Source organism: Thioclava sp., from assembly GCF_048263065.1.
Taxonomy (GTDB): domain Bacteria; phylum Pseudomonadota; class Alphaproteobacteria; order Rhodobacterales; family Rhodobacteraceae; genus Thioclava.
Genome location: NZ_JBLXEM010000028.1, coordinates 1 through 24,662, shown reverse-complemented (window position 1 = coordinate 24,662; position 24,662 = coordinate 1). Strand labels below are relative to the sequence as shown.

Sequence of the window (24,662 nt, the reverse complement as noted above, 5' to 3'; positions counted from 1 at the left end):
TCGGATGGGGGATCGGCGTGGCGATCAAGTGAGGGGAAAAGCGGGGCGGCGAACGCGCCGGAAATCGCGCCGCGTCACTTCAGGCGAACAAAGCCCGCCGGCATCGGTGAGAATGATTTCGGAGGAGATGGGCCGGAAGGCACCCTTGAAGTGGTTCATTGATTTTACAACGAGAACGGATTTCTCCGTCGGCTCGATCCCGACGGCACGGAAAATGTTCTGATCGAGCATCTGCATCCGGTTGGAAACGATCATAATGTCGATCCCTTGCACGCGGAAGCAAACGCTGGTTCCGGTGCAGGCGGGAAGGCCGGTAAACATCGGCCCTTCATAGCGGAAATGCCCGTCGCTCACGGTGATGACGCGACCGGTAATTTCGAGCGGGCCGCCGCCTACTGTGGGGTCGATCTTGCCACCGATAGAAAGCCTAACCTCGGCGCCAGGGCCTTCGGCGGCGAGCAGAGCGGCGGCCTCGGGATCAAGCAGGGTGCCGGCGGCGGCATCTTTGATGTCGGCGTCGAGCATGGCCGCGATCAGCGCGGTGCAATCGCTATAAGCGCCCGATCCGGGGTTGTCGGAATAGTCTGCCACGACGACGGGGCCCTTGCGCGGTGCCGGATCGGCTTGCAGAATCTTGAGGCGCGCGATGCAATCGGCAAGCGGAATTGGGCCGTTCCAGTCGTGGCGGCGATCCCAGATTTCATCGCAGAGCCGTTCGGCGGCGGTTTCGGCCTGCGGTGCTCCGATCCGCTTCGTATCGTAGGTGACGAGGACGCTTGGACCGGAGGCCCAGACATCGGCATCGGTGAAGCCCGCATTGATCCCGGCATGAAGAATGCCGGGCGCCTTCATCTCGCGCTCGGCGCTTTCCAGAAGGCGACACATCGGGCCATCATCGGCTGTGCGCCCATCGTCGCAGCCAACCAGAACGGGAGGACGGCGAACCACGAGTCGGGCATCGACCCGGTCGGCCATGACATCGTCTAGTAGCGCACAGGATTTCTGTGCCGCCTCGCGCATATCGATATGCGGATAGGTCTGGAACGAAACGGCGATCCGGGCGAGATCTGCCATTTCATCGAACACGTTAGCATGGAGATCGAAAGTGACGGCGACGGGAACATCCGGGCCGATCAGGCTGCGGATTTCGCGCAGGAACTGGCCGTCGCCGTCCTGATCCGTTTCGGTAACCATCGCGCCGTGCAGGGCAACGAAGATCCCGTCATACGGTCCGCCCGCGCGCAGCCGACGGAGTGCCTCTTCGGTGATTTCCCGGCGGGTGTCTTCGGAGACCGGGCCGCCAGGCTGGGAATGGGCGGCGAGGATGTAATCAGCCTTCCAGTCGCGGGCTTCGGCCATGTCGATCGCACCGCCGATTTCCGAGCCGGTGTCGCGATAATGCTTGGGAACCTCCTCACCGAAATAATACTGTGACGAGCGGAAGTCCTCGATCCCGGTGAGAAGACGGGTGAAGGTGTTATTTTCAGAGATAAACCCGATTATGGCGACGCGGAAACTCATATCGTGATCTTTCTTGTCTTTGCCTCTTAGGGCGGCGGAGAGATGCAATAACCCGGCCCTTGCCCGCGCGGGCAAGGGAGAGGGGGAGCGAAAAAGCAGGTGGTCAGTGGTGGGTGGTCAGTGGTTGATGATCTGTTGCAGGAAGCGGGCCGAACGTTCGTGTGCAGGGGAGGTGAAGAAGGTTTCGGGATCGGCGATTTCGACAATTTCGCCTGCATCCATGAAGACTACCCTGTCGGCGACCTTGCGAGCGAAACCCATTTCATGCGTGACGCAGAGCATCGTCATACCGTCATCGGCGAGATCGGCCATCACGTCGAGCACTTCGGAGATCGATTCCGGGTCGAGCGCGGAGGTGGGTTCGTCGAAGAGCATGACCTCGGGTTCAGTGCATAGGCTGCGGGCGATGGCGACGCGCTGTTGCTGACCTCCGGAAAGCTGCGAGGGGTATTTCCCGGCGAAGCCGTCCATGCGAACCCTAGCGAGATAGTCCATGGCCCGTTGCTCGGCCGCCTGCCGGGTCAACTTGTGGGTAAAGATCGGAGAGAGAGTGCAGTTTTCCAGCGCTGTGAGATGCGGGAAGAGATTGAAATGCTGGAAACACATGCCAGCGCGATCGCGGACGCGGCGCGCAGTGGCGGGGCTGTCGTCCATTTCGATCCCATCGACGATCAGGCGGCCCTCCTGATGCGCTTCCAGCCGATTAATACAGCGGATCAGGGTGGATTTTCCCGACCCGGAGGGGCCGCAGATCACGACCCGCTCGCCCTTTGCGACCTCAAGATTGATATTCTTGAGAACCTGGAAAGTGCCGTAATATTTACTCAGCTTCTCGAAACTGATCACTGGCGTTTGGAGCATCGGGGCGTTCCTTGCGGGTTGGCGGGGCGTCTGGGGCTGGGCGGGCAACATCATGTCATCCATTCGAAACGGGACTCTACGCGGCGTAAAACCCATTCGATGGCCAGCACTAGAACGAGATAATGCAGGGCAGCCACGTAATAGACGCTGAGATCCAGAGTTTCGGAGAAGATCGTTCGGGCCTCGCCCATCAGATCGAAAACGGTGATGATGGCAAGAAGTGAGGTCGCCTTGACCATCAGGATATATTCGTTGCCCAGCGGCGGCAGCGCCTTGGCAAAGGCGATGGGCAGCAGCACCCGACGAAAAGCCGTCCAGCGTGTCAGGTTGAGCGCGGCACTGGTTTCGAGCACCGATGTCGAGATCGTATCGAGACTGCCACGGATGATTTCGGCCTGATAGGCTGAGGTGTTCAGCACCAGCGCCAGCATACCGCAGAAATAGGCATCGCGGAAAAACCACCAGAGCCCAATGGCGCGTAGTTCGTGGTTGAACTGTCCGAGGCCGTAATAGATGAGGAACATCAGCACCAGCAGCGGCATCCCCCGGAACAGATTGACATAGCCAAGCGCAAACCAAGCGAGAGGCCCTTTTGCCCGCGACCGGGCGAAGCCGATCGGCACGGCGACGAGGAAACCGACCAGCACAGAGAGCGTGCTCATCGAGGCGGTGAGCCAGAGCCCGTTCGACCAACGGTCGAAATAATCGAGATAGAGGGCGATCATGTCAGACCTCCAAGCGGGCAAAGCCGCGATTGACTCGCCGTTCCAGCCGTTTCTGCGCTTGCGCCGAGAGCGTGACCAGCCCGACATAAATTACGGCGATCAGGCCGTAGAATAGAAAGGGCTGGCGGGTGGTGGTGATAGCGAGGCCGGCAACATGGGTCAGTTCGCTGAGCGCAATGACGGAAACCAGCGAAGTATCTTTCAGCAGGATGATCCAGAGATTGCCGAAGCCGGGGATCGCATGGCGCCAGAGCTGCGGCAGGATAACCTTGAAGAAGGCGCAGCCCGGCGACAGGCCGAGCGATTGCGCCGCCTCGAATTGCTCGCGCCCCACCGCAGCTAGGGCTGCTCGCACGACTTCGCTGCCATAGGCGCTGATTACTAGGCTGAGCGAGACCATCCCGGCGAAGAAGGGACTCACCGAAACCCGCGCTCCAGGAAAGACGCTCTGCACCAGCCAACCGATGATCGCCTGCGCCTGATAATAAAGGATCAGCAGCGTCAGAATTTCCGGCAGACTTTTGAACACGGTAGTGTAAAGCATTCCGAAACGGTGCAGTAGGCGATTGCGCGACATCTTGGCCCAGTGGATCAGAAAGGACAGCGCGATCGCGAAGGGCAGGGTGCAGATCGCGAGGGAAAGGGTGACGCCGAGCCCGAGCAGAAGCTCATCGCCCCAGCCATGATCGCCGAAGGAAAGCAGGTGGAGTTGGTCCATGGGAATTCCCGTGAGAGAAATGTTCGCAGTATGCAGCTGGGCGCAATAGGGGCCGCCGCCTACGGCTACGGATGGCAGCGGCCCGGATGTCCGGACTTACATCTCGAACAGTTCGCTTGCATAGGGCGGTTTACTCATGATGTCGAAATCGAAATATCTCGCACGAATCTCTTCATAGGTGCCGTTTTCCATAATGGTGTGAAGCGCCGTGTTCACGCGGTCACGCAGCTCTTCATCCTGTTTGCGGAAGGCAATGCCGGCACCAAGGGTGCCGTCCATCAGGAAGCTTTGACCAACGAATTCGCAACAGCCATCACTTTCTGGCAGCCATTTCCCGGCGGTGAACTGACTAAAAAGTGCGAGGTCGAGGCGGCCAGATTCGATATCCATCAGGGCCTGGTTCATCTTTGGATAGAGCTTGAGTTCGCTGTCGGGAAAATAGGCTTCCAGCACCGACACGGCAACGGCGCCCTGCTGGGTGCCGACGACTAGCCCCTTCAGAGCTTGGGGCGTGGCTTCTTCGAGTTCGAGATCCTTCACCGCAAGAAAACGCATGGCGTTGTAGTAATAGGGGTCGGAGAACAACACTTTTTCCATGCGCTTTTCAGTGATCGCCATGGAGGCGACCATGAAATCGAACTTGTTCGCGTTGAGCGCGGGGATGATGCCGCCCCAGTCATGCACGCTCCATTCGCAGTCGACCCCCATTTCGGCGCAGATCGCGTTGCCGATTTCCACGTCGAACCCTCTTATGTCGCCATTCTCGGCCACGTAGTTGAACGGGGCGTAAGCGCCTTCGGTGCCGATTTGCAGGGTTTCCGCGCTTGCTCCGACTAGGCCGGCAAAAATGAGCCCAGAGGCTGCCGCCGCGATTTTGATCAGATTTTTCATTCGTAGTGTATCCTTGTTGGAACATCAGTGTTTAGTGCAGATATTGCTGCATGGCGGGATATTTCACCCTGTCGCAATTCGGCGAAAACTGATTATATTTTTTTATCCCCAGGAGGGTCGCGATTTCGTTCTCGGGGTGTTTTGAACGTTATTACGAAGAAGATAAGGGCTACAATGCAAAACAATTGCTGGCAGACATGAGTAGAACTAATAGCTATACTCGGGCTCGCGCGGCGCGCCGCAGCCTGCCGGGGCTAAAGGCTTTGCGGGCGTTCGAGGCGGTGGCATTCCATTGCAGCTTCACCCTAGCGGCCGATGAACTGGCCGTGAGCCAGGGGGCGGTGAGCCATCAGATCAAGCAGATCGAAGACAATTTGGGTGTGCAGTTATTTCAACGTGGCGCCCGGGGGGTGTCGCTGACGCCGCAGGGGCTTTTGCTGCGGGAAACCGCCGAACGGGCCTTCGATGAGATCGGCGAGATAGTTTCGCTGATACGGGCAGATCGCAAAGCGCAGGTTTTGCGGGTGCGAGCGGGGCCGTTCGTTGCAATGAAGGTGATCGCGCCGCGGATTTCAGAATTCATGAAGGCCAATCCGGGGGTGCAACTACATCTGAATAATCTGCGCGAGGGGGTTGTCGTTCCCGGGCGCGACGACGTGTTCATCGAATACGGGGTCACCGCGCCGCCCGGCGGAATGGCTATCGAGATTTTGCGCGAAAAGCTGGTGCCGGTCTGTAGCCCAGATTTGCTGGAAAGCGTGGACGACGCGGAAAGCCTACTAATGCAACCTTCGATCGCACGCCTGAATTACCGCGACCTGGAAGATTGGCAGAAATGGCTTGAAATGGCCCAAATGAAAGCTGACGGAGCGCATCCCAATCTGGTCTTCGACGATCAGCATACAATCATCGAGGCAACCCGGGCTGGGCTCGGGATCGCCCTAGCGGACAGGGCATTGATTCAGGACGATGTGGCACGTGAGCGAATCTGCGTGATCTCAGAACGTTTTATTCAGCCGCGCGCCTGCTACCGACTGGTTTATGCCGAGGAGCATGTTTCCGAGAATTCCTGTGTTAATCTGTTCCGCGAATGGCTGGTGCAGGAAATCTCCGAGATTCAGAGTGTGGCGGGGATCGGGGGGTAATTCGGCCTCTCGGCCCTGACGTCCCGGTCAATCAGGTTGGGCGCAATCGACCCGGAATGCGAGCTGTCCGTCATGCATTTGAAGCGCTGCCTCTAACGCGCGACAAAGCATTTCTCACGCATCAGTCGGGGCACGAACCGTTCATTCATTTCCGCGCCATGGTCGACGTTGCGCGTGGACTGTCGCTAGCCTCCTTGGGTTATGGCCGCCTGCGCAGGATGAATAGGCTAAGCGCAGCCTCTCGCCGCTTGGTCAATGTCGTCAGTTCTTTCCTGGCAGATCCTCCAGAACGACGTTGTCCAGCATGGTATCGGCCAGCAGGCGCTTGAGCTTGGCGTTTTCGTCCTCCAGCGCCTTCAACCTCGCCGCATCGGACACCTCCATGCCGCCATACTTGGACTTGAGCTTGTAGAACGTCGCAGGGCTGAGGCCATGCCTACGGCACACCTCAGCTGTCGGCATGCCTGCCTCCTGCTCCTTAATCATCCCCCTCTCGGGCCATTGCTACGCAATGCCCTGTCGGGCAACGGATATCGATGCCTGAGGCGCTCGAATCAGACCCGAAAGGCAGAAAGAAAAACAGAGATGACCTTCGTTCTGTCCATCTCGATGCTGACCCGTGATGAAGCCGTCTTTCCCTTGTCAGCGCACGAATTCTTCCTGAGGCAGAGCGCGCCCGGTCTCCTTGAAGATGGTCCAATATGCCTGGATTTCCGGGTCTGTGCAGGCATTGAGACTCTGCTCGACCATAGGCAACTGATCGAGATATCGTTCCGGCACGCCTCGCCCCGAGACGATAATATTTCGGATGTCTTCGGCGGGAGGTAATGCGAGGCCGGCAAAGCCTGGATAGGTCATGGCGAGGTGTAGGCCTGCCGGATCTGGGTCGGGCAAGACATGAACCGGCTTGGCCAGTTTTGTGCTGAACCTGCGTGCTGCGCCGATCGTGTAGCCGTGCGGTTGCCCCCGGTAGAGAACGAGTGCCGCATGAAGCTCTAAGGGGGGGGCGTAGGAGAGAAGGTGGATGCGCTCGAAAACTTCCCAGTTTTCGATAAGCAGGATTCGGTCATATTCTGCGAAGTTCAGGGCATCATCTACCGTAATATCGAGATTGACGCCTTCAGGCAGAGCAATCTCGGAGCCGCGGAGTTTTAGGACCTGACCTGGCGCGGCCTTCACCGCCACGCGCGCGGCACGCACGCCTTGCCGGGTGATCTTCTCATTGGTGGTCACCGAAAGAGCATCACTTCGGCTGAGACCCTCGAGATCGGCAAGTCGAGTTCCGGGCGGGACGCTGAAATCTCGTTCCAGTAATTCGATCAGTGCCCGGCGTGCTTTTGGCCCCAGAGCGACACGGCTTGTCCCCGGCAGAGCGACAGCATTGTCAGCGAGGTAGCCGCGAAGCTCTTGGGATAGTTGAAACTTGCCCTTAGCTTCAAGCGCCCGGAGCGCGGACTTGATCAGACGATCCGACACAGTTCGATATCTTCAATCGTGACATTGGCCGCAGCGACGAAGGCGAGCTCGTCGGTGATCAAGTTCTCCTCGTATTCATCCGACGCCTCCATGGTCGTCCAACTCAACAAGTGCTCAAGGAAGCGCGGAACATTGAGGTCCTCTTGCCCTTCGGCCCAACGTCGCGCGGAGAGGAAATTATCATGCCCATCCACGACAGACAGAAAGACAGACAGAGCCTGCTGCTCGAAAGAGGTATCGTCTTCCACCTCTTCAGGCATGGCCTCCTTACGCCGGGCGCCGACGGCGCGCATGGTGATATCCTTGGGCTTCATAGCCTTCAACGAGGAGGCAACGATTGCCAGTCGTTCCCGTGCGGCCTCATCCGCGAGGTTGAGCATCAGGGGCGAGCCTTCCCCCGTAACCCGTAGCATTCTGGCAGCAGGGACTTCCAGCGCTTCTTCGAGGCGGCCCGTGCCATGCTTCTTGAGATATTGCCGGAAGGCTCGCATACGCGCAGTCGTCTCCGCGATGTTGCGGAGCTTAAACATATACTCGGTGAAGACGCGCGAGATCGCGAGCTGGGCCGCGGACCATTTACTGATCTGCTGGATGATCGCCTGGTTGTAGGTGAGACTGACCCCGCCCAGGGCGCGATTGGAAAACCGCTCGTGGAGGCTTTCCCGGTTAAGCTCCTCCAGCACCGAGCGTAGGCGATCGGCCCTCTTGAGGTAATAGTCGTTTTGGCGCCGCTTTTCCTCGTTGGATTTGACGTTGGAAAACCGGGTGTGCATCACTTGCTCGAACTGGAGAAGCTCTTGTTCGATCATCTCACGGATATCGAAGAGGCTCATCTCCAGATCATCGAGGGCGAGATCGAACTCGGAAATCCGCCCTGAATTGGCCGCCTCTTCGAGGGAGGCGAGCAACTGCTCCATCCGATCGACCTCATCGGTCAGGTTGCCGCCGATCGCAAAACGCTGCTGGCGCTGCGTGTGCTCGTCGAAGAATTCGCGGATCCGGCGCGTGAGGCGATATTGTCCGTTGTGATGGGGCGCCATGATGCGCGCGTCGTGCAGCGAGCGCAGCGCCGACATATTTTCATCGGTCTGTGCGATCGAGCCGCTGAAATAGGCGTCCTCCAGCAGGTCTGCGTTTCGGTGCAGCTGGTTGATAAGCCCGCAGATGTCGGATTTCGGGTTCACAGCAACAGCCCTTCCTGCTCCACCTCTTGCACGAATTCCTGGGCCCCGGGCGCGTTTTCGATGAAAAAGGCGACATGGTCTTGGAAGACGTCGATCATGCCAGTGACGCGGTAGATCTGGCGTTCGGCATTTTCGAGCTTGAGGTAGCCCCATTGCTCCATACGGGCGAGCACGGTGTCGAGGCGATCGCGATCGGTCTCACCTGATTTCCCCCTTAACTGGGTGACGATCTCGCGCAGGTCCGAGCGCAGCTTGCTGTCATTGTCGATTTCCTTGCCGATCTCGGTGGCCTGAACAGCGTCACCCGCGCTGAGCATGTCGTCGCGGTGCATGGCTTGCATGCAGAGCTCGAGAAAATCGAGCACGGGCCGGGTCTCAGACATGATCCGGTTGTGCAGCGTCTTCATTTCTGGGCGCTTTATCGCGCCTGGGTCAGTATAGACTAGGTAGAAGGCGCCACCATTGGTCGGCGAGATGATCCGCCGACCGATCCGGGCGAGAAACTCGTTGGCATCCTCGAGGCCGTTGCCGGTCGCGAGATAGTCGTAGCTCCGCGCTTCGGTCACCGGGCAAATCACGGCGCCTTCGAGTAGTTTATTGATCGCGGTCTCGAACATCGATCACACCTCCTGGCGCGTGGTATTGGGGTGGGGAAGGAGCCGCTGCGACTTGCGGCCTGCACCGCGGACATCGGCGAGCTGGCCGTTGTTGAGCAGCTTGACGCGGTAATCGAAGAGCGCGTTGACATTGCCCATGGCCGAAGGGGTCGCGGCGATCATGTTGATCTGGTTGCGATCGAGCATTTCGAGGAGCTTTCGGGTATTCCCCTCGTCGATATTGCTGAGCTCATCGAGCGCCCACATGAAGCGCACAGGTGAGCGGCCGCGCACGATGTTGACGAAGGCCACCATGATCGTCGTCATGATCAGGTAGGAGACACCGTTCGAGGACAGGTTCTTCATGTCGGTGCGCGAGTTGAAGTTGCGCCGGTTGCCCTTCTCGATGATATGGCCTTCGATCCTGATCTGGTCGCGCAGGTTCGCCGAGATTCCGTTTCGGGCATTCCAGAACCGCAAAAGCTCGGTCATCGCCTCGGAGTAGCCCTCGGGTGGGTCGGTGTCGTGGGGCTGCGAGATCCATGCCTCGTGCAGATCGCTGAGCCGCTTCATCGCTGGCATGAATTCGAGCTTCTGGATCGAGGAGGTGATCGTGACCCGCAGGTCTTCCACCACGGTCATGAAGTTATTGTCGTTCAGGTGCGATTGCAGCGTGCGATTCTCGGACTGAATCTGTTGCTCCAGCGTCATCAGGCGCTGATAGCCGCTCTTGATCGAGTTCCCGACGATGCTAGCGTCGTGCAGGAGTTGCGCGCGCTGCTGGGCGTGCAACTCGTCATACCATTCGATGAAGGCCGGAACCCATTCTGGCCCCTCCACTGTTGAGGAAAATCCTTCTTTCGCAGTCGCGAGGTGCTGCGCGGCCGGGCTGTGCGGTTCGCGCTGAAATACGCGAGAGATTTGCAGAACCCCTTGGCGCAGCGCGCCGGAGAGCTTCTGAACAGCCCGATCAGCATCGTTGAGATCGTTGATCAGTTCGTCGACCGTGCGCACCGTCGTCTCGGCCGGCGTGATTGCGGAGAGATCGATAATGCCGAGCCTCTGAAAGATCCGCTTCTTGTCTTTCTCGCATTGCGTGAGCGTGGCCTGCAGCGCCGTGATTTGGGCGGCGAACTCATCGTCGCGCTTTTGCCAGTTGTCGATGATGGCGCACCGGGCGGCCTCCAACCGCTCAAGCTCCTGAGTCTCATGCTCGCTGCGCGATTTGAGTTCAGGCAGGCGCGGCAGCACTTCACGGTTCAGGTGGCGCCATTCGATGACAATCTCTTCGTTCGCGCGGATCGCCTGAAGGTCGCTTGCCGCCGAGGCCATTTGGATTTTGATACTTTCGAGCAGGCTCGGGTCGATCCCCTTGGCGGCCAGAGCCGCTTTGAGTTCCTCGTCGAGCGCGTGCTTGCGGTCGGCCACCTCGTCACGAATATCGCGCCGCTTGCGCTCGTTTTTTTCGATCTCCTGGCTGAGCAGCGCGGAGATTTGAGCGATTTCCTCACGCTGGCGCCCGCGCATCGTCTTGATAGCAACATCGCGCTTCTTGGAGAGATCGCCCCGCGCAGTCCGAGCCCCATCAAGGGCAGCTTTTGCAGCTTGGATGCGCTCCTCTGCATCGCGCTTTGCCGTGATGCGCGCCTTGGTGACGTCATCCTTGCGCGCGGCTAGGGTTTGGCTTGCCCCGTCGCGCTGGCGCGTCAGCGTGGCGATTTCCGTCTCTTTAAGCGTGATCGCGTGTTCAGCGTCGCGCAGGGCCTGTGTGAGGGTTCTGAGGTCTACCTCCTGAGCGAGCTTCGCGGAGGTCTCTTCCTCGATTTCGGCACGCGCCTCGTCGATCGCAGCGTCGATGCCCGACAGGTCCGCCTGATCGCAGGGGACAAGCCGGTCCAGATCGATTTGCAACCCGAAGAGCGAGGAAGCCTCCTCCACCATCTCGGGCGACAGATCGATCTTGGACAGAAGCTCAGGGTTGATCACCATTCCGATCGTCTGTCCCCAATCCTCGCGATACTCGCGCAGGAAAGCCAGCAAGCTGCCCGGGGCGGGTTTACGGGAGGCTTCCAACCGGGAGAGCTTGTCGGTGAGGGTCTGGATACGGGAGACGAGGTTCTCGAGCCGCTGGTTTGCCTTCTGCCGTTTGTCCTTGGCTTGGCGCGCGGCAGCCTCAAGGCGACGTCGCTCCTCGAGCTCGGAGAAGTAGATCGTGTTGACCTCTTCAAGCGCGGCCCCGGCCTCCTCTTGTCGATCGAGAAGCCCCTGGGGCGGGGCAGGGTTGCGCCCGGCTTCCTGTGCGGCGCCCAGTTCGCCGCTGGCTTGGTCGACTTTTAAGTCTGCGTCCTTCATGGAGGGCTCATAGGAGGCGATAAGCTCGCACTCTTGCTCGCCGTGACGCGCTTCGGCAGCGTCGGTCTTTTCCTTGACGTCCTTACGCACGACTTCGTCTGCGGCATAGAGGCTACTGATGCGCTCGTCACCCTTGATTTCCGCTTCGCGCTTGAGGGCGTCGTATTGTGAGGTCAGCTTGCGTTGCTCGCCGTCGAGAGCATTGTAGCGCCCTTGCGCTTCGCGCAGGTCTTCTTCGATCTCATCCTTGCGGTCCGCGAGCCGCGCCTTGCCTTCGGCATCCTTCTTCACGAGCCGGGTATTGCGCTTCTCGATCTCCTCGATTTCGTTTTGCGTGGACTTGAGTTGATTGTGCGCCTTATCGCGCGCCTCTTGCGCCTTGTGTGTCTCATCGGAAAAGACCGATTGCTCCTCGGTGCGCTTGGTGACGACCGCAGATTTCTGTTTTTCTGTCTGTCGTTCGGTTTCCGATAGTCCGTTTTCAAGGTGCAGCATCTCGCGGATCGCGGCGGTCCGGCGGGATTTTTCCCCGATCAGTTCCTTACTTTGCGTCTCGAGTTCGCGGGCCTTGGGCTCATACTCCATCACCTCGCGATAGGAGCGATATTGCATCGGCCAGTTTTCGATATTCGCGCGGTCGCCTTCGACCTGAAGATCCGGATCGCCTGCTAGCAACTTGTCGGCCAGCATGCTCTCGATCGCCTTGAGGCTGACATCGCGAGTCAGCATGGCCTGGATCACCTGGTCGGCGTTGCGCAGTGGCTTGTTGATCTGCGAGATCGTGTATTCGGTGATCATCCGCTTAAGAAAGCTGCGCCGCTTGGTATCGCCGTGATCGACCTTCAGCCCCAGAATGATCGTGCGGTAATCGAGGATGGTGTCGACCTGCTGCGAGGCGACGTTGTAGCCCCGGTTGCGCAGATGAGATGCCAAGTTGTCACTGCTGACGAAATCCCCGTTCTCTGTGACGAACATCTCCTCATAGAGGGCAGAGTGAACGAAACGAAAGACCAGCTTGTCCTCGCTGATCGCCGAATGGATGATGACGGCGCGCGGGTGCCCGTCGCGGTGCTTATATTCGAAGGCGATGTAAGACGAAGCGCGCGGCACATAGTAGCGGTAGAAGTCCTTGCCCTGGGTCTTGTCCGAGATCTTCGAGGGCGGCACGCCCAGGAAGAGTGGCATGAGCTGAATAACCGAGGTTTTGCCGGCCGCGTTCTGGCCGGTAATCAGGGTGTTGCCATCAAGCGGAATCTCTGCGATCGCGCCGGCGAAAGGGGTGGTGTCGACCATGAGCATCCGCACGGGACCAGGCATTTTGGCAGCCGCCTGAACCGTCTCGCTTTGGGCAGGCACGGGATGGGGTGCGATTGCATTCTCGCCTATTCCTGCGTTGGAGGATTGGTCCGTGCTCGGGGAATGGTCGTTCATACTAATCTCGCCGCCTTCGTTATTTTCGATCACAAATTGCTTTCCCGATCGATGGACCGGTCAAAGCAAAATTCGCCTCACAAGAATGGAGGCGAACTCTTACCAATCATGTTGGCCAAATTGTGCGAAGTCGAAGCGACAAACTCAACAAAAATCGTGCGGCTTGATTGCCGTTCGGCGTCGCCATCACTACGAAACATAACGCCCTCTTTGACCACTGAAGCTGTTGCGGACGGGACCAACCTTCAACTCGACGCAAGATCGGGCTACACCGACTACCGCCTTGATGCCATTAAAGAGGAGATGGAGGCATGAGAAAAACGGTGCTTAAGGCATCTGCGCATGGTTCGCTCGACGGTTTATGCGGCGTCTACGCGAATATTAACGCCAGCGAGCTGATGTTGAAACGTAGCCTCAAAGAATACAGCGCGGCCCAGATCGCTGCAGCTGTTTCGGGGCGGATCAACGTGAAGAACTACGCCAATTTTGTCATTTCCGACCACCACCCCGACGTTGTTCAGTAGGAGTGAAGGCATGACTAAGCTATGGATTGTAAGGGCCGGAGCACACGGCGAGCGGGAGCTTGCTGCTATTGAGCATAGCAAGCTCTATCCGGGTTTTCTGGACGTTGGAGATCTGAGCGCATGCGACAGCCGAGAGGCGGTGTTTGCTAAGCTGCAAGAGGTGATGCCTGATGAAGGCAAGAACCGTCTACGCAATTTTGCCGCCCAACTAAACCAGTTTGTCAATCAGATTGAGCTTGGCGATTTTGTTGTAATGCCTCGTAAGGTAACGAATGGCGTAGCGATCGGGGTCGTGACCGGCGACTACAAATTTGACGCTGCAAGCGAGTTCAAGCACTCGCGCACCATCGAATGGAAGGAAGTGTCTCTACCCCGCGACACCTTCAAGCAAGACCTGCGGCACTCATTTGGGGCCTTCATGACGGTCTGCCAGATCAAGCGTAATTCGGCTCTAGAGCGCGTGCAAGCTGTGCTAGAGATTGGCCGCGATCCTGGCGCCCTTTTGGGCAAGCAAGGACAGGCTCCACAGGGGCAGCCCGTGAACGGCATGGAGGACGACGAGACCGATGTGGAAGACTACCAGACCGACATTGAGGATATTGCGCATCAGCAGATTATCTCGCTGATCAAGTCTGAGTTCGCAGGACATGCCTTGGCCGATCTGGTGGCTGAGATCATGCGCGTCGAAGGTTACACTACAAAGGTTTCACCTCCAGGTGCCGATGGTGGCGTCGATATTTTGGCTGCGGGCGGCACGCTTGGCCTTGGTGAGGATCGGATTTGTGTGCAGGTGAAATCTGGCGACGGCACCGCCAACCACGACGTTGTGCTACGCTTAATTGGTTCGGTGTCGAACACACAAGCACAGACAGGGCTTCTTGTAAGCATTGGTGGCGTGAACGCGGTTGCGCAAAAGGAGTTGGACAACAACTTCTTTAAGCTACGCCTGTGGCAGATGCCCGATCTTCTAAAGGCTTTATTCCGCACCTATGGCGAACTGACTGATGAGACCCGTGCCAAACTTCCTTTGAAACAGATTTGGGCACCGGTAGCGGGAGGCTCCTGATGACAACCCACAGCACTTCTGACATTTACCAGAAAAAGGTTTTCGAGCAGCATAACGTCGCCTGCTTGGGGGCCAGATCGGCATGCGAAGAACGCCTCAAAGAATACCGCGCCACTCAGATAGCTGCAGCTGTCACGGGGCAGAGCAACGTGCATACCTAGGACTGAAGCTTGATTGCTGGGACAGCATCTTGTAACGCCCTGTTACAGCGCCTGTTACAGCTAAGCTTTTGTTAGCATTTCGAAAATCCATACTGTAACGCTGTAACGCCTGTAACGCGGGGGAAATGTATATATATGTGAGCGCGTAGAGATCGACGATGTATGTCTATCTTCTTCTATCTTTCTCTATATATACTTAAATTTTTTTTCTGTTACATATACATAAATAGATAGTTTTCTTATTATAAAACAAAGGCTTGGCATGTAACACGAGGCGTAACAAGGCGTAACAGGCGTTACACAATTGATATTAAACGACTATTTTTTGACGCAGCGCGATTTTTCCGCGCGGGCTCTTGGAATTTACACGCAAAATCACAATTTTTTCATTTAAAATCAACTGTGTAACAGAGTTTTGGCCATGTCGTCTTCTTTTGTGCTCGGCTATGCCCCGCGATGCGGGAATTAGGTTCAAGCAAAGAGGAAAATTGCGACGGGCGTAAAAGCCGGCAAAGAAATCTGCGAGCGGCCCTCGTAACGTGTCGACAATCGTTGCCAGCCAGTCAGCCTAACTACTGGATCAAGATCGGATTGCCGCTGTCGGTGTGGTTGCGTCGGTCAACAATTATTTCGCTGCTCAAGATAGTCGTGCGGAGCTTCTGGGGAACGTGCCCATCGCATTCCAGCACATCCAACGGCAACCTAGGCATCTGTGTGTTGATGAGCACTAAAAGGCCGCCCAGAAAACCTTCCCAATCTGAAGATGAAATGGCGAAGCCTAACTGACGTGAGGTCACGAACAGGCCTAGGTCGTGTCCGAAACCCGTCATCACAAAACGATCCCATTCAGCCCGAAGTTTTTGCACGAAGTGTATGCGCTGTCTCGGAGAGGTCAACGGTGATGGCGTAAGCCGGATGCTGCGGCAAAGCTTCTCGTCGGAAAAAGATTTTCAATTATCCGGATTTTTTTTGACACATTTCTTGATTTTCTAGGAGATATAATTTTTCAGAACGATCTGATGAAAATGTTTTACTGAAAATAAAACCAGATTTCGTGGAAAATTTAGGTTTATTGGCGGATTTTCGGCTGCATTTAAATGCTCCGACTAGATGTGATGTTTTAGATTGCTGTAATGTAACAGTATGAAAAACGCAGATCGCATCCACGTCACATCCAAATACATCACGCTAGCAGCAGTGGGGGACCACCTTGGGGTTTCCTCGAAGCAAGTGCATGTGATCGTAAATAAATTCGGCTTCCAGCAGGTGCCGGGAGGACGCTATGACCTTTTGGACATTTTGCGCCGCTTGTTTGGCGTCTACGATGTGCCCATTGAAATGTCGCAGCAGATTGAGCGTCGCCTCCTCGGAGTCGAGGAACTCGCTAATATGGTCGATGTGCATCCCGTAACTATCCGGCGCGCGGGAAACTCTTGCGATCCCAAATGGAACCTTCCTGAGCACACTGATCTGGGGCCGAGAACGCGCCGCTACCTGCCGCTCCATATCGATGCATGGATGCGCGGTGAGAAGCCTGCATCGTGGCTTCGTCGCAGGCACGGCGTTTCGAAATCCATGGGATTGACGGTTCGCAAGGGACTCTCTGGCGACAATATCGGTTCGAATTTTGGATTAACGGACAGCTCAAGGAATAGCCAACAAACCGTCAAACAGTCGAATATTTACGGCGTTAGAAAGTAGGCAGGTGTTTGACAGCATCACGGAAATAACGAACAGGACGAGATATAATGAACAGTAGTGGGAATAGAAATAAAGCTTCTGCAGGTGCAGACTTTAATCACGCAGAAACCGCGTCAATGGAGGACGTGTTGAACTGGCTCACTACCACTCGGCCGTATGCGGACAAGGAAATCAAAAAATATGAGCGTGAAATCGTAAGGGCGGCAGAGGTGATGAATCTAAACCACCTTAAAGACGTTTCCGCCGATCCGGCTATGTTTGAAGTGGCACGCGCGAAGAATCAAGTCGCACCTGCCTGCTTCAGAACCCACAACGCCTTTGTCAGGTGGACGATGTTGATGTCAACGTTGCTCAACAAGTTTAGCGGCGCGACAGATGCTGCCAGGGAGCGGCGCGGTCGAGACGACAATTGGAGCAAATTGCTCAACTTCACACGGCAACATGTTGGCGAGGGCACGGGCCGCACGCCTCACATGCTCATTTCGATCTGTGTGCTGGCAGATGCCGCGCGCAAAGCGGGCCGCGGCCCCGAAGCCGTCACCGATGAGTGGATTGCGGAAATTTGCGATGCGGAGACTTTGCGACGCGGGCACTCCTTCCTTTTGGCATGTAGGAATCTCAATCAATTCGCAAAACTCAACCCTAATATCCATGCTTTGTTGCCCAAAGCCCCGCTACCTAATTCCATGCCGCCACGTCGAGCAACGCAGGGATTCATACCCGCAGTGATCGCAGAGCAGGTGGAGCGCTTGGTATGCGATAGTGGATGTGGAGTTTACGACCGTATCGAAGAAATCTGGAATGAGAGCGCCGCGCTAGAAACGCTCGGGGTGCGCAGGGCTGCGCTCAAGAAATATCTGGGAACGGCTTTCGCTCACGAAATCCTTCCCGAAACCTGCTCGCATATCTCTGAGGCATTCAACGTAATCGTTTTCGATCAGGTCATGCGAATATGGTTTTGCGAGACGGATCGCGCCTTAAAGATCTGCCCGCGCACCATGAGTCATTACGTCGGAATTCTTATCGCGTTTGGCAGGCAGCAGGATTTGCAAGTCGAATTTATGGAGCAATCTCTCAGAAGCAATGGGACACTGAAACTGGGGAAAAAGCAGACGCAGTTGATGTCGCCATCAGCGCAAGCTTTCTGCGTTCGGCTCCTGCGCGATCGCAAATCCGAAATGCTTTTCCGTTCGATGCACTTGCGCTTTAGGGAGCAGGCCATGGAAATGATCAAGGATGAATCTGACACCAACAAATATCGTCAGCATCAGATCATTCGTCTCGGTGTCCTCGCCGCATATGCTGCAATCGCGCTTTGGGGCGTTCCGCTTCGGATTAACAACATGGTGAAGTTGCGGCATCTTGGGCCTTCGCCTAGCATGATCATTCCGAAACGTGCGAGCCAACAGTTTCAACTTTGTATTCCAGCTAGAGAGGTCAAAAACCACGTCGATGTCCAGGCGAGGATCGCTGATGGACCAACGCGCGGCGGCGAGACTGTCAAATGGTATCTTGATGAAATTCGTCCCCTCATTCCTTGGACCAACAAGTCGGATTTCCTTTTTCCAGGGTTTGAGGGCGAGCAGATCGCAGATCAGACGGTTCGAGATTGGCTGCAACGGTATTCACGTGATCTGGGGCTGCCAATGAAGCCCCACAACTTCCGGCATGGTCTTGCTTCACTCTGGCTGAGAAGCCAGCCGGGAGATTACGTCGGAGCGGCGAGATTGCTCTGCAATAGCCCGGCTGTTGTGCGCAAACACTACGCATGGATCGACCAAGAAGCAGAGATACTCAAAGTGCAGGCCGAATTGGCGCGCCAGGCGGGGTTCCGGGATGCCGGATAAACGCGTAATGACTCAGCGCGAGTTGAAGCGCCTCGCAGCCATGTTTAGGGCACCGCATTGGGAGGGTGTGATATCAGTTGAAAGCGCCGAGGCATTGGTATGCAGCGGGAAGATCAAGACGCGTGAATTCGGCCCGCTTGATGATTTCCTATGCTTGCGAATGGCCGCGTTGAATCGCGACGAGCATCCGACACTTTCCTATCTGTTGGAGAATTGGAATGTGGCTAAACTGCGGTTGCTTAGAAGAGTGGTCTGGGCGATCTTCGGCGAAGATCCGATCCTGCGTGCGTTGGATGTCTATATCCATGAACGCTCTGGCTCTACGCGCAAGCCCCCTGGCGGACGAAAGCCTCGTGCGCGGCGTTTTTCAGTGCCGCCTGAGGATCTTCCGGCCGAGTGGTTGGAGGCGCTCGGCCGCATGACGGATGGACTTCCTAGCCGTTTTGAGCAGCGTCAGCCTCCTCCGGTTGCCTCAATGATCCAAACGACCCGCACGAAACTCTGTGAGCTCATTCTGGTCGCGCGTCAAAATAACCTTGAGGAAAATATATCGATCGAGACGCTGGAAGCTTACGAGCGCTCGCTATTGGGGCGCGAGCGCCCCCTTTCTAGGGTTACGATCAGATCTGCGATCCGACAGGTTCATGGGTTTGCACGCTATATTGGGGCCTCAACTACGGTGTTGGAGCACTTGGCGGCGCGCGTGTGCTACCACGAGAGGCGAGCGGCGCTCGCGGCGCCAGTGAAAGAACAAAGGGTGCTTTCGCTACCCTCATATGAGGAAATTTTTGAAATCGCTCTGGATATGCTTGGCGAAGCCGAGAATACCAAAAATGGTGTGAGGGCGCAGTTCCTGCGCAATGCGGCGGTCGCGATAACTCTGTTTTGTCCGTTTCCACTTAGAGTTGCGGATACCGTTTTGCGCTTTGGTGAAGAGATACTCTGGGATGACAACGGGTATCGTTTCAATCTCATTATGTCGAAGAGCAAAAGGCCATTCACTGCGCCAGTCTTGCCACTATTTGGTTTCTTCATCGACCAAATGATCCTCCAAGGTGCGAGTAGTGAACATCTGCAGGATCTTCGCAAGGCGTGTTTTGAGCGTAAGCGCCGGCTTTTCGTTGCTCATGACGACAGCAATCTTGATCCTCGCTACGTCAGCGCGATTTGGTCTCAGGTTCTTGGCACTGGGAGCCACGCTGCCCGGACAAAGCTCCATGACGAATTCGGCAGACTGGGGTCACGTGGAGTCGAACTGGCCCTACTGGCCTGTGGGCAGCGCAGTGAGAAAACGGCAGAAGCGTATCGCACGCGCGCATTTAAACTTCTGACAATAAAGAAAGCTCATTCCGACGCAATAGGTGAAATTACCGATGCAGAGTGGAAAGCCTATTTTGGTGAGCTGTGAAGACGTTCTGAAACAACGAGAAAGAAACAAGCAAAAGACACTCGAATTGCGCCGCTTGCATCACAGTGTAGAAGTCACCTAAGTTCTTCCCGTGTGAGGCTAAGTTTTTCCCGGAATCTACATTTGGATGCTGGGTAGGGGGACTCTCCATATCTTGTGGCGCCTATTGTGTGATGAAGGCTGCGCTCCTCGGAATGGTCGAAGGGGCGTCGGCAGCGTGCAGCGCGAATAAAAAGAAACTGCGAGACTTTAGGGCTCGAAGTCGACAATCTCCGCGTCGCGGCACAGCTGCGGATTGAAGACTAAGCCTTCCGTTGTTCTCGGCCCTGAAATGCCTTCCAGTAGGATGGGCGTCGCCGCAACGCAGCTTCCCCAAACCGGCCATCTGTGGCATCTTCCAGCATTAGCGGGCACGCCAAGGTCGCAAATGCGGGACGAAGCGCCATTTCGCTGCGATTGTTCCAAAGGCCGCTTTCATAAGATGCGCTTCCGTTTGGCACCAATTAGCCAAGGTGCGGCAACAACCTCTTCAGTTCGCCCAAGGCGGCACGGCGAGCAGCAGGTGCGTGATCGCAGCGTCGAGAGCGTAGAACGACCAGTGCAGCCCATAGGCCCATCGAAATCCGTAGCGGGTGCGCAGATAGAGATATGGGATCGCGAGGCCAAAGAGTGTCGCCGCGATTGTAAATCGGGCCACATAGAGCGCCGTAAACCCGTCGAAGATTAGCAATAGATGAAAGCCGCCAAAGAGAGTTGCCATGCCGACGGAGATTACGGGAAGGCTCATTTTCGCCTTAGCTGCTCCTAGGACTATCGCCGCGACAAGGATTTGCTGGAACAGGATATCGGCTGACTTTGGCAGGTAATACCACGCGGACGCGAACATGAATTCCGGTGGGTTTTCCGGTGCCCGCTCAACCGACACCTCAGGCAGCAAAGGCAGCAGCACAGTAACGTAGAACGCATAGATCAACAGGATTGGAGCCAGCGCGACCGCATGTCTGATCATGAGTTTCACTATCACCTGCTTGCCCAGAACCGGGCGGAAGAGGGCCATCGCGACACCGCTCCAGATCAGGTAGAAGCCCGCAAAGAAAATTGGCGCGTCGTCGTAACCGCTTTCCAAGCCCATACCCTCAACGAGGGCATAGTAGCACCACGACGATCCAACCCACAGAACCGCAACGGCGAACAGTACAAGCCCGAGCGCAGCAATGCGGTCACGTATGTTGGTGTCAAAACGGCTGCCCCGACTGGCCTTTGATGTGCGAACGTCTGCCACGTCTCATCCCCTCTGTCCGTCGTCAGAGTTTTTGGGTCCAAAGGCGGCCTAAACTAAGAGAGAGTCTGGCGCATCTGGTTGGTTGTATTATGCGGCGCGCTGGCGGTGATGCAAGCGGCGCGCTTCGAGCGTCTTTCGTTTGATCCTTTCCCTTTGTTGCAGGATGGCCTTGTCACGCCCGAAGTAGACGTCGGCGGGTGTGACGTTGTGCAGGCTCTCGTGGTAGCGCTGGTCGTTGGTCTGCTTCTCTCGAAAGCAGCCCTTCGTGCGACGCGCAGCATCAGTCAAATTGGGCTCGAAGCGGCCATGTGGCGTCGCGGAAAGTCTTTCTTGCGACCCGCCCGGCCATATCGACGCGCTCGGCCCAGAACTGCCGTTCGCCAAGTTGGGTTTTGCCGCGGCGCAGCTTCCCCAAACCGGCCATGCGCGGCATTTGCAGCATTTTCGGAGAATGAAGGGCGGCAGTGCGGACGTTGCGTGCGCGAGATGCAAAGACCTCTGCCAGCCCCGAAGAGGGCGTTAGACGCTGAGCTTTAATTGTGTCATCATTTGCGAAACGCTGAGCAGAAAAGGTGCTTAATAGATGGCGAAAAGTGTTTCCCTCAAAAGCGGACTTCACTTCGGCACGATAACCGAAGCGAAACAGTATTTCCGCGATATTCGTGAGAACACTGTCCCCGGAAGTTCGGTTCCAGAAAGCGTGAAGAACGACATCATTGATCTTTATAACAGATATTGTTCAGCAACGAACTGGCCTGCTGGCTCTGTCGCAGACCTCGTTGTGGATTGGGATAACCGGGAGCGTTCTCCGGGAATTCATGCCCAGACTAAAGCCTTTCATCGAGTTGATGAAGCAGGTGAAAAGCACGTTTTCAGTATCGACAAGGCGCTATCTGCAGTTGCTACATGACTTCCAACAAAATTGTAGGCTACAACTGATCGGAGCCAGCGCAAAGCAGACCCATACATCTTGGAGCGGTTTTCGTCGGTGCAGCATCTGAAAGACGGCCCAGAGCTGCCGCTCGCATTTCGAACCAACGCTGCGGAACAGCTTCCCCGAACCGCTCATCCGTCGCATCTTGCAGCATAAAATACGGCAAGCTAACTTGGAGTGGTAGATAAAGTGCGGCTTCGCGATTGGCGAAAAATATCAGGCCTATTCGGCCTACTTGGAGGGGCCTCTCGGCGGTGAGGCGTTGTTTCTTGCGCCAGTCTTCGGAGGCGCCAATTCGAGACGATATTGCCGACAAGTCATAGCGCGCCTGTCTTTAGAGCGTAACGGCTCGTTGAGGGCTGACAAATTTTGAGGAATACCATTTAACGATGCTGACTTTTGTTGAAATTCGTTCTGAAGCTTCTTTTTCCGATACCGGTATCCGGCTCGACGACCTTGGGCCTTGCAACGTCATTTTCGGACCCAATGGTTCGGGTAAATCGACCATCAGTCGGGTGCTCGCAGACTTGATGTCATATCCATCGTGCGCCACTGGATGGGATCCAGGACCAAAGGAAGTGATCGTTTTTGGGCGAGACTATATCGCCCGCAACTGCCACCCATCACGGGCGATGCCCGGCATCTACACTCTGGGTGATGACGCGGTTGCGGCGCGGGAGGTGGAGCAGAAAGAGGGCGAGCGAGATGACGAAGATGAAAGATTGAAATCTGCAAAGGGGCGCTTGGAGGGACCAGAAGGTGAACCTGCACTTAAGGCTGAGAATGCGGATTTTAGAAAGAAAATCTGGAATAAGAGAAAGGAAGTATGGACGCCGCACAAATCTCTGACGTTCGTCGGCACATGGAACGCCGAGGCTCGCTTCGCATCCGAATACTATGAACGTGCGGAAAGGTGGTCTGATGAAGAACCGAGGTCTCTCGCCGACCTTCTCGAGCAGGCTCAGACCTTTGCTGGCAATCCGCCAGCGGTAGCCGAGCGCCTGCCTTTTCCACCTAGGCCGTCGGCCGAAGAAATCATCCAAGAGCGCCTACGCAGACCTCTTGTGCCGGCGAGCGACCAACCAATCGCTGAATTGGTCGCAGAACTCGGAAGTGCTGACTGGTTGAAAGCGGGCCTCCCCCTTTTGCGGCAGTCTTCCGGCCGGTGTCCATTCTGCCAACAGCCAGTCGACCACTCCCTTTCGACTCGCATCGCTGCGATTTTCGACGCTACCTATGAAAGCGGGATTGAGGCGATCCGTCGGGACAGAGCCATCTATGCTAAAGATATCGAGGCTATTGACGAATGGATCGCCGAGGTAGCTGGCTCGCCACTTTTGGATGCAGATGCCAGCAAGGCATTATCCGCATGGATAGAACTCCACCGTCGTAATCTCGAAGCCATTGATCGCAAGCTGTCGGCTCCATCGTCCGAAATCGATTTGGAAGCGGATGATGACGCTTTCGGGATGGTCCTGTCATTCATGGATGGGGCTAACGCCAAGGCTGATCATCAAACGAATCTATCCGAGAATTTCACCCGTGAACGCTCTGCGTGGCAGGAGGAGGTTTGGTGCCGTTTCCTCGCAGACACGCGGTCCGAATACATAGGCCACGATGCGCGCCGAGAGCCGCTTCTGAAAAGGGTTGAGGGTCTCAGTCATAAAATCGAGCAGCGCGAAGCCAAAGTCGCACAGTTGAATGGAGAAATATCTGATCTTCGGCGCGGCATCACCGGCATTGAGGCAACCGCCGACGCGATCAATGAGCTGCTGCGACTACAGGGGCATAATGGCTTTCATCTTCGCCCCACATCGGGTGATGGCACCTACGCGGTTCATCGCGCCGATGGGTCGCCGACTGGCGACACGCTTTCGGAAGGTGAGCGGTCTTTCCTTGCCTTCGTATATCTCTACCACCATTTGGCGGGCGACCACGACGAAGCGGAAAAAAATTTAGGACGTGTCGTGGTGATCGACGATCCGATGACAAGCCAAGACGCTGCCGCAGTGCATACGGTCGCAGCCATGGTCCGAAAACTGTTCGAGGACGCGTGTGCGTCGGGCGGCCGGATCGCTCAGGTCATTGTTCTAACGCATAATGCGCATTTCCATCACGAGATCAGTAGCTACTGGAAGGGTAAAGCCCCAGATCCGAAGCATTGGATCCTACGAAAGCCCGCTGGAGTGTCATCGGTGACGAGTCATGGGACGAATACTCCGATCATGACAGCCTATCGTGCGCTTTGGGACGAGGTGAATGATCCAGCGACAGTCCCGGTGGCTCTATGCAATGCGATGCGGCGCATCTTGGAACACTACTTCAAGTTTATCGGCGACAGAGACTGGATGTCAGGCCTCGACAACCTTGATGGAGCGGACGCCTTTGCCTTCGGCGCACTTCGACGCTCTCTCAACGACGGGTCGCATGGCTACCTTGGCGCGGAGGAATTCTACTTTAATGTAGATGCGGGCGAACGCCTTCGCAGTGTTTTCCGTCGCGTATTTGAATTCCACGGACAGGGTCCACATTATGAGATGATGTCCGGTGCCAGTCATCTGCTCGTGCCTGATTTATAAGTGGAAATGCCCTTCAGGGCGTGCAAACTCGTTAAAGCCGCGGAGAGTTAAAAACTACGATTTGGGGCAACTCTGAACGCCCGCTTCCATTGTTTGGGCTGATCGGATTGGAAGCGCAGCGAACGACCGCTTCTCTAATTGGGTGTCTGGGTCAAGCTCGTTTTCCTTCTTTTGAATGATCAAGGATCGTTTGTCCGGGTCACGCTTCTCTTCGCAGTCTGGTTTGGCGTTCGAAATGGCGCCGCTGCATGCATGTGTCG

The 24,662-nt window shown here is 56.3% G+C and carries 20 protein-coding genes and 2 pseudogenes; 8 read left to right on the top strand and 14 right to left on the bottom strand.

Features of this window, described 5'->3' with window-relative positions; translation table 11 throughout:
• Positions 1-24: 24 nt before the first annotated feature.
• From ACN0SD_RS17825 to ACN0SD_RS17805, 5 genes are all read right to left on the bottom strand, one after another.
• The gene (locus tag ACN0SD_RS17825) at positions 25-1,521 is read right to left on the bottom strand and encodes a M81 family metallopeptidase (RefSeq protein WP_417809567.1); all 1,497 of its coding nucleotides are present in this window, start codon (positions 1,519-1,521) and stop codon (positions 25-27) included.
• 117 nt (positions 1,522-1,638) lie between these two features.
• The gene (locus tag ACN0SD_RS17820) at positions 1,639-2,382 is read right to left on the bottom strand and encodes an amino acid ABC transporter ATP-binding protein (protein WP_417809566.1); all 744 of its coding nucleotides are present in this window, start codon (positions 2,380-2,382) and stop codon (positions 1,639-1,641) included.
• Between the two features lie 50 nt (positions 2,383-2,432).
• Complete coding sequence (locus ACN0SD_RS17815; protein ID WP_417809565.1) at positions 2,433-3,107, bottom strand: ABC transporter permease; 675 nt, start codon at positions 3,105-3,107, stop codon at positions 2,433-2,435.
• A gap of 1 nt (position 3,108) precedes the next feature.
• Positions 3,109-3,825: an ABC transporter permease gene (locus ACN0SD_RS17810; protein WP_417809564.1), complete on the bottom strand. Its 717-nt coding sequence runs from the start codon at positions 3,823-3,825 to the stop codon at positions 3,109-3,111.
• 96 nt (positions 3,826-3,921) lie between these two features.
• Positions 3,922-4,716, bottom strand: a complete 795-nt coding sequence (locus tag ACN0SD_RS17805; RefSeq protein ID WP_417809563.1) for a transporter substrate-binding domain-containing protein — start codon at positions 4,714-4,716, stop codon at positions 3,922-3,924.
• 185 nt (positions 4,717-4,901) lie between these two features.
• Between ACN0SD_RS17805 and ACN0SD_RS17800 the strand changes: the two genes are divergently transcribed.
• Positions 4,902-5,861: a LysR family transcriptional regulator gene (locus ACN0SD_RS17800; RefSeq protein ID WP_417809562.1), complete on the top strand. Its 960-nt coding sequence runs from the start codon at positions 4,902-4,904 to the stop codon at positions 5,859-5,861.
• 229 nt (positions 5,862-6,090) lie between these two features.
• Here the strand turns inward: ACN0SD_RS17800 and ACN0SD_RS17795 are convergent.
• The 5 genes and pseudogenes from ACN0SD_RS17795 to ACN0SD_RS17775 form a co-directional block, all read right to left on the bottom strand.
• Positions 6,091-6,347: pseudogene (locus ACN0SD_RS17795) on the bottom strand (transposase); the annotation flags it as partial.
• A gap of 156 nt (positions 6,348-6,503) precedes the next feature.
• Positions 6,504-7,337, bottom strand: coding sequence for a hypothetical protein (locus ACN0SD_RS17790; protein WP_417809561.1), 834 nt, complete (start codon positions 7,335-7,337; stop codon positions 6,504-6,506).
• Positions 7,322-8,521 carry a hypothetical protein gene (locus tag ACN0SD_RS17785; protein ID WP_417809560.1) on the bottom strand — a complete coding sequence of 400 codons (1,200 nt, stop codon included), beginning with the start codon at positions 8,519-8,521 and terminating at the stop codon, positions 7,322-7,324. The genes ACN0SD_RS17790 and ACN0SD_RS17785 overlap by 16 nt, the downstream gene beginning before the upstream one ends.
• Positions 8,518-9,138, bottom strand: coding sequence for a condensin complex protein MksE (locus ACN0SD_RS17780; protein WP_417809559.1), 621 nt, complete (start codon positions 9,136-9,138; stop codon positions 8,518-8,520). Before ACN0SD_RS17780 ends, ACN0SD_RS17785 begins: the two co-directional genes overlap by 4 nt.
• 3 nt (positions 9,139-9,141) lie before the next feature.
• Positions 9,142-12,900 carry an ATP-binding protein gene (locus tag ACN0SD_RS17775; protein ID WP_417809558.1) on the bottom strand — a complete coding sequence of 1,253 codons (3,759 nt, stop codon included), beginning with the start codon at positions 12,898-12,900 and terminating at the stop codon, positions 9,142-9,144.
• Positions 12,901-13,211: 311 nt separating this feature from the next.
• On the opposite strand from ACN0SD_RS17775, the gene ACN0SD_RS17770 reads away from it, so the two are divergent.
• Both ACN0SD_RS17770 and ACN0SD_RS17765 read left to right on the top strand, forming a co-directional pair.
• Positions 13,212-13,424 carry a hypothetical protein gene (locus ACN0SD_RS17770; protein ID WP_417809557.1) on the top strand — a complete coding sequence of 71 codons (213 nt, stop codon included), beginning with the start codon at positions 13,212-13,214 and terminating at the stop codon, positions 13,422-13,424.
• A 10-nt stretch (positions 13,425-13,434) separates the two neighbouring features.
• A complete protein-coding gene (locus ACN0SD_RS17765) occupies positions 13,435-14,490 on the top strand; it encodes a restriction endonuclease (RefSeq protein WP_417809556.1) in 1,056 nt (351 codons plus the stop codon).
• Positions 14,491-15,223: 733 nt separating this feature from the next.
• Here ACN0SD_RS17765 and ACN0SD_RS17760 read toward each other — a convergent pair.
• On the bottom strand, positions 15,224-15,481 hold the full coding sequence (locus ACN0SD_RS17760) for a hypothetical protein (RefSeq protein ID WP_417809555.1): 258 nt from the start codon (positions 15,479-15,481) through the stop codon (positions 15,224-15,226).
• Positions 15,482-15,794: 313 nt separating this feature from the next.
• Here ACN0SD_RS17760 and ACN0SD_RS17755 point away from each other — a divergent pair, with 313 nt between their 5' ends.
• From ACN0SD_RS17755 to ACN0SD_RS17745, 3 genes are read left to right on the top strand one after another with little or no spacing between them, the layout of a single operon-like run.
• Positions 15,795-16,352: a hypothetical protein gene (locus tag ACN0SD_RS17755; RefSeq protein WP_417809554.1), complete on the top strand. Its 558-nt coding sequence runs from the start codon at positions 15,795-15,797 to the stop codon at positions 16,350-16,352.
• Positions 16,353-16,399: 47 nt separating this feature from the next.
• Positions 16,400-18,199 carry a hypothetical protein gene (locus ACN0SD_RS17750; protein WP_417809553.1) on the top strand — a complete coding sequence of 600 codons (1,800 nt, stop codon included), beginning with the start codon at positions 16,400-16,402 and terminating at the stop codon, positions 18,197-18,199.
• The gene (locus ACN0SD_RS17745) at positions 18,189-19,607 is read left to right on the top strand and encodes a hypothetical protein (protein ID WP_417809552.1); all 1,419 of its coding nucleotides are present in this window, start codon (positions 18,189-18,191) and stop codon (positions 19,605-19,607) included. The genes ACN0SD_RS17750 and ACN0SD_RS17745 overlap by 11 nt, the downstream gene beginning before the upstream one ends.
• A 529-nt stretch (positions 19,608-20,136) precedes the next feature.
• Here the strand turns inward: ACN0SD_RS17745 and ACN0SD_RS17740 are convergent.
• Complete coding sequence (locus ACN0SD_RS17740) at positions 20,137-20,889, bottom strand: hypothetical protein (protein WP_417809551.1); 753 nt, start codon at positions 20,887-20,889, stop codon at positions 20,137-20,139.
• A gap of 87 nt (positions 20,890-20,976) precedes the next feature.
• Positions 20,977-21,126 (bottom strand): annotated as a pseudogene (locus tag ACN0SD_RS17735) (IS3 family transposase); the annotation flags it as partial.
• 346 nt (positions 21,127-21,472) lie between these two features.
• Between ACN0SD_RS17735 and ACN0SD_RS17730 the strand changes: the two are divergent.
• Together ACN0SD_RS17730 and ACN0SD_RS17725 are read left to right on the top strand one after the other, a co-directional pair.
• A complete protein-coding gene (locus tag ACN0SD_RS17730) occupies positions 21,473-21,799 on the top strand; it encodes a hypothetical protein (RefSeq protein ID WP_417809550.1) in 327 nt (108 codons plus the stop codon).
• Positions 21,800-22,212: 413 nt separating this feature from the next.
• On the top strand, positions 22,213-24,402 hold the full coding sequence (locus tag ACN0SD_RS17725) for an AAA family ATPase (protein ID WP_417809549.1): 2,190 nt from the start codon (positions 22,213-22,215) through the stop codon (positions 24,400-24,402).
• A gap of 54 nt (positions 24,403-24,456) precedes the next feature.
• On the opposite strand, the gene ACN0SD_RS17720 is transcribed toward ACN0SD_RS17725, so the two are convergent.
• A partial coding sequence (locus ACN0SD_RS17720; RefSeq protein ID WP_417809548.1) for a hypothetical protein occupies positions 24,457-24,662 on the bottom strand: 206 nt, incomplete at its 5' end.

Excerpts from the sequence above, each read along its gene's own strand:
- ACN0SD_RS17760 (WP_417809555.1), bottom strand. The coding sequence starts at position 15,481 with ATGACGGGTTTCGGACACGACCTAGGCCTGTTCGTGACCTCACGTCAG.
- ACN0SD_RS17775 (WP_417809558.1), bottom strand. The coding sequence starts at position 12,900 with ATGAACGACCATTCCCCGAGCACGGACCAATCCTCCAACGCAGGAATA.
- ACN0SD_RS17820 (WP_417809566.1), bottom strand. The coding sequence starts at position 2,382 with ATGCTCCAAACGCCAGTGATCAGTTTCGAGAAGCTGAGTAAATATTAC.
- ACN0SD_RS17780 (WP_417809559.1), bottom strand. The coding sequence starts at position 9,138 with ATGTTCGAGACCGCGATCAATAAACTACTCGAAGGCGCCGTGATTTGC.
- ACN0SD_RS17810 (WP_417809564.1), bottom strand. The coding sequence starts at position 3,825 with ATGGACCAACTCCACCTGCTTTCCTTCGGCGATCATGGCTGGGGCGAT.
- ACN0SD_RS17815 (WP_417809565.1), bottom strand. The coding sequence starts at position 3,107 with ATGATCGCCCTCTATCTCGATTATTTCGACCGTTGGTCGAACGGGCTC.
- ACN0SD_RS17825 (WP_417809567.1), bottom strand. The coding sequence starts at position 1,521 with ATGAGTTTCCGCGTCGCCATAATCGGGTTTATCTCTGAAAATAACACC.
- ACN0SD_RS17770 (WP_417809557.1), top strand. The coding sequence starts at position 13,212 with ATGAGAAAAACGGTGCTTAAGGCATCTGCGCATGGTTCGCTCGACGGT.
- ACN0SD_RS17745 (WP_417809552.1), top strand. The coding sequence starts at position 18,189 with ATGCCGGATAAACGCGTAATGACTCAGCGCGAGTTGAAGCGCCTCGCA.
- ACN0SD_RS17805 (WP_417809563.1), bottom strand. The coding sequence starts at position 4,716 with ATGAAAAATCTGATCAAAATCGCGGCGGCAGCCTCTGGGCTCATTTTT.
- ACN0SD_RS17730 (WP_417809550.1), top strand. The coding sequence starts at position 21,473 with ATGGCGAAAAGTGTTTCCCTCAAAAGCGGACTTCACTTCGGCACGATA.
- ACN0SD_RS17755 (WP_417809554.1), top strand. The coding sequence starts at position 15,795 with ATGAAAAACGCAGATCGCATCCACGTCACATCCAAATACATCACGCTA.
- ACN0SD_RS17765 (WP_417809556.1), top strand. The coding sequence starts at position 13,435 with ATGACTAAGCTATGGATTGTAAGGGCCGGAGCACACGGCGAGCGGGAG.
- ACN0SD_RS17750 (WP_417809553.1), top strand. The coding sequence starts at position 16,400 with ATGAACAGTAGTGGGAATAGAAATAAAGCTTCTGCAGGTGCAGACTTT.
- ACN0SD_RS17725 (WP_417809549.1), top strand. The coding sequence starts at position 22,213 with ATGCTGACTTTTGTTGAAATTCGTTCTGAAGCTTCTTTTTCCGATACC.